Source organism: Paraburkholderia sp. (genome assembly GCF_034668105.1).
Classification (GTDB): domain Bacteria; phylum Pseudomonadota; class Gammaproteobacteria; order Burkholderiales; family Burkholderiaceae; genus Paraburkholderia.
The window spans coordinates 1-2,501 of record NZ_JAXDPY010000180.1; the positions used below are offsets into that span (position 1 = coordinate 1).

The following is a 2,501-nucleotide window of genomic DNA, read 5'->3' on the forward strand; positions in this document are numbered from 1 at the left end:
CGACATATCATCACCTCCTTTTGATCGGACACCTTTCAATCGTGCCCGTCATGAGCTTTACAAAAAGCAACGCCACAGCTTGTAAAGATTTCGCGTGTCATGGCAAGCGCCACGCCTATTCATTGCCGACGCCTTTCGAGACCTCCGCGGGGCAGCCGTACTGCTGGTCGGGCAAAGCCTCGATCGCGGCGAAAGTTTCGGTCGCGACATAAGGAAAAGCGGGGGACAAGACACGCAAGTCCGCGCAAGCAGCGGACCTGACGGATCAACCGGCATTGCGCATGCGGGACGCAGACATTCAAGCGCTTCGGGACGGCGTTGCAGCCGCGTCGCTGCCAGTCAGGTCTGCGCGTTGCTGTGAACCGGTGGACCTTCCCTTCAACTGCAATAAGGACCAGCGATGTTACATTCGCTTTTTTCCGGCTCTGCGCCGCGGCGCTGATGATGGCTGTCGTCGCAATGTGCGCCGGCTGCAAACCCGCGGCCAAAGCCGGCGGAGCAGCCAATGCGCACTCGGCGGCCAGGAGCTCGCCCGCTGCGGCGAGCCAGTGATTCCACCGCGTTACAGCACCCGTCCGCGAGCACGCACCATGTCCACCATGCGCACCTTCAGCATCTTCCGCTACGACCCGGATGAACAGTCTGCCGCGCAAATGCAGACGTATCACATCGAGTTGCGGGCGTCGGACCGGACGCTCCTCAACGTACTCGAACGCATCAAGGCGGAAGACAACAGCCTCGCCTATCGCCGCTCGTGTCGCGAAGGAATCTGCGGCTCCGACGCGATGAATATCAACGGCAAGAACGGCCTCGCCTGCCTGACCAGCAAAGGAGCTGGCGGACCGGATCCTGCTGCGGCTTTTGCCCGGCTTGCCGGTGATTCGTGATCTGATTGTCGTCATGACGGCTTTCTTCAACCAGTACCACTCGATCCGCCCATACCTGATTAACTCGACGCCGCCGCCGGAGCGCGAACGTCTGCAGTCGCCAGAAGAACGCGACCAACTCGACGGGCTTTATGAGTGCATTCTTTGCGCGTGCTGTTCGACGGCCTGCCCGTCGTACCGGTGGAATCCCGACAGATTCGTCGGACCGGCGGGACTGTTGCAGGCGTACCGGTTCATCGCCGATTCGCGCGACGAGGCAACGGCGATGCGGCTGGACAATCTCGAGGACGCGTACAGGCTATACCGCTGCCGCACCATCATGAACTGCGTGGATGTGTGTCCCGAAGGACTTGATCCCGCGCGCGCGATCAGCGAAATCCGCGCGATGATGGTGCGCAGGACCGTGTAGGGGTTGAACAAGGTACGCGCGAATTCCTATCATGAGCGCTCGATTTATATAAACCAGTAAAGCTATGCGTGATTAGCACAGTTCGGCAAGCCCTCTATCTGTCCGCAAAGGCGTTCCGGATCTGCTGGGCCCGTTTGACCTCGTCGCTGTGCAGGTAGATGGACGTCGTCGCAATCTAGGCATGGCGCAGGTTATCGCGTACGTGGTCAGCCCAGCGCCACTTGCCAAGGCGTGGGTTGTGTGGGTATCGCGTCCAGGGCGGACTCCCGCGCCGCAGCTTTTCCGCGAGCGCCGGGTTGTCCGCCTCGACGACGTCGGCCGCTTTCGCAAAAAATCTTCGCGTGACCTCCCATAGCCGTACCCCGCTGATGCCGGTCACACTGTCCTGCTCGAGGCTGCCGATGAGCGGCGTGTCGGGATGCCATCGGGCTGGCGTGACCGGCAGCCTTCGCTCCACCAGATAGCGGTCCAGCGCGCCGCGGGCCAGTGGTGGCAGCGCAACCTTGCCCGCCTTGCGACCCTTCCCGACAAGGCTCACCCAATGGTCGCCTGATTTCGGGTGCGGGTACTCCAGTCCGGGCTATATCCGCAGCTTTATGGCTGACCGCCTCAAACTTGATATGTCCTTTGTTCAGGGAATGGGCCGCTCAAAGGCCGATGAGGTCACCGTCAGGGGGGTTCTTGCAATGGGTCGGACGTTAGGCATGGCGGTGGTCGCCGAAGGCGTCGAAAAGCGATGCCAGCTCGATTTCCTCGTCGACAATGGATGCGACGAGGTTCAGGGTTACTGGTTCGTGGTACTCAGCCGCCAGCACCTTGTTTGACAACCCTTCCAGAGGATAACGCGCGACCGCAGCATTCGTTCCCGCACACAGGATCAGGCCAACGGGCGGGTTTTCTCCGGGCAGCGTCCAGTGCTCACGTGCGTAATTGCAGTACATGTGCATCTGGCCCACGTCGGCGGGATTGAGCTCGGTGAGCTTGAGATCAACGATAACAAGGCATCGCAGCCGCCGATGAAAAAACAGAAGATCCACCCGGAACCAGCTCTCACCAATCCGAACGCGACGCTGGCGGCCCACGAACGTAAAATCGCCACCCAGCTCAAGAAGAAAATCCTCGAGGCGATGGACCAGCGCCTCCTCCAGTTGACTTTCTGAATATTCGTCCTTGAGATTCAGGAACTCGAGGACATACGGATCCTT

2 protein-coding genes and 3 pseudogenes are annotated in these 2,501 nt (G+C 60.3%); 3 read left to right on the forward strand and 2 right to left on the reverse strand.

Annotation, left to right across the window (positions count from 1 at the left end; genetic code table 11):
- A partial coding sequence (locus tag QOC89_RS08520; protein WP_323044621.1) for a hypothetical protein occupies positions 1 to 212 on the forward strand: 212 nt, incomplete at its 5' end.
- A gap of 378 nt (positions 213 to 590) precedes the next feature.
- A pseudogene (locus tag QOC89_RS08525) lies at positions 591 to 1,296 on the forward strand (succinate dehydrogenase iron-sulfur subunit).
- 94 nt (positions 1,297 to 1,390) lie between these two features.
- On the opposite strand, the pseudogene QOC89_RS08530 reads toward QOC89_RS08525, so the two are convergent.
- A pseudogene (locus QOC89_RS08530) lies at positions 1,391 to 1,846 on the reverse strand (integrase); the annotation flags it as partial.
- Between the two features lie 46 nt (positions 1,847 to 1,892).
- Between QOC89_RS08530 and QOC89_RS08535 the strand changes: the two are divergent.
- Positions 1,893 to 2,030, forward strand: a pseudogene (locus QOC89_RS08535) (EAL domain-containing protein); the annotation flags it as partial.
- On the opposite strand, the gene QOC89_RS08540 reads toward QOC89_RS08535, so the two are convergent.
- Positions 1,995 to 2,501: PDDEXK nuclease domain-containing protein (locus QOC89_RS08540; protein WP_323044622.1), on the reverse strand; the 507-nt coding region annotated here is incomplete at its 5' end. The pseudogene QOC89_RS08535 and the gene QOC89_RS08540 overlap by 36 nt on opposite strands.